We start from the raw sequence: 3,697 nt of genomic DNA, 5'->3' as shown, positions 1-3,697 counted from the left end.
GGTCTTCCCGCTCAAGGCCGATGACATGCGCGACATCATCTGCCATGTGCTCAACCGTCTGGAGGCCCCCGGCGGCATCGCGCCGCCAGCCCAGCCGATCACGCTGGAGAGCATGAGCGGCGAGGCCTGGCGGGCGTATCGCGCGGGGCTCTGATCAGAGAATGAGGATCAGCGGTGCGGAGCCGCAAGGCGAGTCCGCGCCGCCATTGTTGGGGCCGAACAGGCGCACGCCACCAAAGCGGATGCTCTCCAGGCTGCCGGTGCCATGCATGGTGCCCGTGCCACCCCAGCCGGTGGGGCCCCAGTACTCCAGGTCCAGCTTGCCTGCGCCCGGGATGCCGATGGGGTTGAGGCTGTCCACGCTCGCGTAGCCCAGGCCAAAGGCGCTGCCGTCCGACATCTGGTAGTACACGACCTCCTTGGTGCTGCCGATGCCCACCAGCGTGGCGCCGGCCTGATCCGAGCGCAGGGCCGAATTCAGGCCCGTGTCAGCGGGGTAGGTGGAGGGCGTGCCGTGCGGGGTGGGGCGTGCCGGGTAGATCTGCGGGAAGGCGCTGCCACCGCCCTGACCCCAGACCCACAGGCGGTTGTCGTTGCCGATGGCCACATTGCCGACATAACGCGAGAAGAAGTTCGTCGCCAGGTGCTCGACGCCCGTGACCGGATCCTTCAGGGGCATCCACAGGGGGATGGTGGTGGCGGCGGTGGTGTCACCGGCCTTGCCGGTGCTGGTCACACCCAGGCCCAGGGCCGCCAGTTGGCCCCAGCCCGCCAGCTTGCTGCCGCTGGCACCGGGTTCGGGCGCCAGCATCGCCGTGGCGAAGGCATTGCCGCCATGCAGCGCCTGGATGCGAGGCGCCAGGTTTTCCAGCGCGCTGTTGGCGCGGGTGGGTGTGCGGACCACGCACTGCACGCCGCGGATGGGGGTGCCGCCACAGGTGTAGGGCACGCCCAGGCCGGCCGCTTCGTTGTCGCCCCAGCCCCAGACATGGGCTTCGCCCGTGGCGCCCAGGGTGATGGCCATCGCCCCTTCGTACCAGGCCCCGCTGACCACGGCGGGCTCGCCATTGAGGTTCACCTTGTAGGGCACGAACTGCATGCTGTCGTTGTTGACAGGGACAACCTTGCCGTTCGAGTAAGAGGGGTGATTGACATTGCGGACCGGGCCATTCGGGTTGGACGCCACATTCGCGCCTCGGCCGCCCTGACCATAGAGGTCATGGCCCCAGGTGTAGACGTCGCCCTCTGCGGTCGTGGCCATGGAGAAGTACTCCCCCGCAGCCAGTCGGGCGATCTTGTCACCCGCCTTCAGGCCGGGGAAGGGCACCTCGCAGGGGGGGCGCACATAGGGGTCGTTGACGGCATTGCGGCAACCGACTTCACCGTAGCCGCTCTGCCCCCAGCCATAGACCCGGCCGTCCTCGGTCAGGGCCAGGAAGTGGTAGGCGCCGCTGACCAGCTGGGTGATCTTGGTGCCTGCGGGAAACTCGACCCGGTTGACGGGTTTGAGGTTGCTGTAAGCGTGAGTAGGAGAGGCTGTGCCAGAGATGCCAGCATTGCGGAAGCCCCACATCCAGACTTGGCCATCGGTGTCCAGCACGGCGCCGGTGGTGATGGCACCCAGTTGCGTGATCTGGCAGGAACCGGCCGAGACCGGGTTGACCACGCTGAAGGCGGTGGCCAGGGCGGCCACGGTGCCGAGGAGTTTGTACTTCATGGAGCGGTTCATCTGAGACTCATTTCAATGCTGACTGGGTGTTAACCCCGATGGGTCATTGTAAGAATGCCCCCTCCCACGCAGGTGGGACTTGCTGCGACAAACCGGACAATCTGCATCGGCCGCCCCCGAGACCGGGGGGGCTCAGGCGTGCAAAAGGCTCACCGGCGCACCCATGTATCAATTCCAGCGAGAACGCGCCGATAACGGGGCGTCCCTTCTTCGCCGACTGAGTGGGGATCATTGACTGACCCGTCCAAGTCGGCGTCCATACACGCGGGGTTCTGGTATGTCATTTCAGTCACGTCTGATCTACTGTTTCGCTGTACCAGTGGCCTTGTTTGTCACCGCGATCTCGGTGAGCCTGTGGGGGTTGCTCCGCACGCAAGATGAGTTCGATCGCTACATTGGCACCGAGCAGGCCATTGCCAGCGGCTTGACCGACATGTATGCCCAGGGGCTGCAGATGGGTCAGGCCATGCGCAACATCGTCTTGGATCCGAGCAATACCAAGGCCTTCGACAACTTCCAAGGGGCCGAAAAAGCCTATCAAGAGGCCTATGAAGCAACGCTGAAAGCGGCGAGCGGCACGGAGGCTGTGGCGCAGTTGAGCGCGTTGGCCCCGCTTCGCGAAACCTTGTCAGTCAAGCAGAACAGTGTGCTGCAGATGGTCAAGAGTGACGCGAGCAGCGCCATGCAGGCCTTGACCAAGGAAGAAACGCCTGCCTGGCGGCAGTTGCGCAGCAACCTGCTGGATCTGCTCAAATCTGCACGCCAGCGAGAAGCTCAGGCCCATGAGCGAACCTTGAGCAACGGGCGCCATATCTTCGTGATTTCCGCCATGTTGGCGCTCGTGGCGATCGTGGTCGCAGGGGGACTGTTTTGGCTCATGCGCCGCACGGTGATCTCGGAGATCGGGGGCGAACCGGCGGTGGCGCGGGAGATGCTTCAACGCATTGCTGAGGGCGATCTCACGTTTGATCTGGGCACTGGTCAGAACTTGCAGGGTCTGATGGGTGAGCTTCAACGTACGCAAACCAATCTCCAGCAACTGGTGGGGCAGGTGCGCATCAGCACCGACAGCATCAAGAACGCCAGCACAGAGATCGCCACAGGGAACCAGGATCTGAGCGCGCGTACAGAATCTGCCGCCAGCAATCTGCAGCAGACCGCCAGTTCGATGGAGCAACTCACGGGCACTGTCCGGCAGAGTGCTGATTCAGCCCGGCAGGCCAACCAACTGGCCTCTTCTGCAGCAGAGGTCGCTCAACGGGGTGGGGTCGTTGTGGCCGAGGTGGTTCAGACCATGGAAGAGATCAATGCGTCGTCCAACAAGATCGCCGACATCATTGGTGTGATCGATGGCATTGCCTTTCAGACCAATATCCTGGCGCTCAATGCGGCCGTCGAGGCGGCCCGCGCGGGTGAACAGGGCCGAGGCTTCGCGGTGGTGGCTGGCGAAGTTCGCAGCCTGGCACAGCGCTCGGCGGACGCTGCCAGGGAGATCAAGACACTGATTGGGAGCAGCGTGGAGCGCGTGGAAACCGGTGCCAGACTGGTGAGCAGGGCAGGAAGCACCATGGGCGAAATCGTGGATTCCGTCAGGCGCGTCAGCGACATGATCGGTGAAATCACGGCGGCTGCCTCCGAGCAGTCCGATGGCATCGGGCAGGTCAATCTGGCTGTCACTCAGCTTGACCACATGATTCAGCAAAATGCAGCGCTGGTGGAGCAGTCTGCGGCAGCGGCGGCATCTCTTCAGGGGCAGGCGGACAACTTGTCAGACCTCATGGGGGCCTTCCGGCTGAGCAAGGCGTGCTGATGATCCAAAAGCGCCGATCACCGGCGCACCAGGCTCACTGCCAGCTCGTGCGACAGATTGGGGTGGTTCACCTTCGCATAGGGCGGCTTGGGCCATTGCCACAGCGCCTCGGGCAGCAGCGCCCTCATGGCATGGATGTCGCAGTGGTAGGGCGGGCC

At 64.1% G+C, this 3,697-nt stretch carries 2 protein-coding genes; one reads left to right on the top strand and one right to left on the bottom strand.

Features of this window, described 5'->3' with window-relative positions; all coding sequences use genetic code 11:
- Positions 1-154 precede the first annotated feature (154 nt).
- Entirely contained in the window at positions 155-1,717 is a 1,563-nt protein-coding gene (locus VFW84_RS15060; protein WP_329681281.1) for a hypothetical protein, read from the bottom strand.
- A 289-nt stretch (positions 1,718-2,006) separates the two neighbouring features.
- Here VFW84_RS15060 and VFW84_RS15055 point away from each other — a divergent pair, with 289 nt between their 5' ends.
- Entirely contained in the window at positions 2,007-3,539 is a 1,533-nt protein-coding gene (locus VFW84_RS15055; protein ID WP_329681280.1) for a methyl-accepting chemotaxis protein, read from the top strand.
- Positions 3,540-3,697 lie beyond the last annotated feature (158 nt).

It is taken from the genome of Aquabacterium sp. (assembly GCF_036279655.1).
Classification (GTDB): Bacteria; Pseudomonadota; Gammaproteobacteria; order Burkholderiales; family Burkholderiaceae_C; genus Aquabacterium.
Note: the sequence above shows the minus strand (reverse complement) of the source record. Positions and strands in the feature narration are given on the sequence as shown.

Coding starts and splice junctions, on each gene's coding strand:
- VFW84_RS15055 (WP_329681280.1), top strand. CDS start 2,007: ATGTCATTTCAGTCACGTCTGATCTACTGTTTCGCTGTACCAGTGGCC.
- VFW84_RS15060 (WP_329681281.1), bottom strand. CDS start 1,717: ATGAAGTACAAACTCCTCGGCACCGTGGCCGCCCTGGCCACCGCCTTC.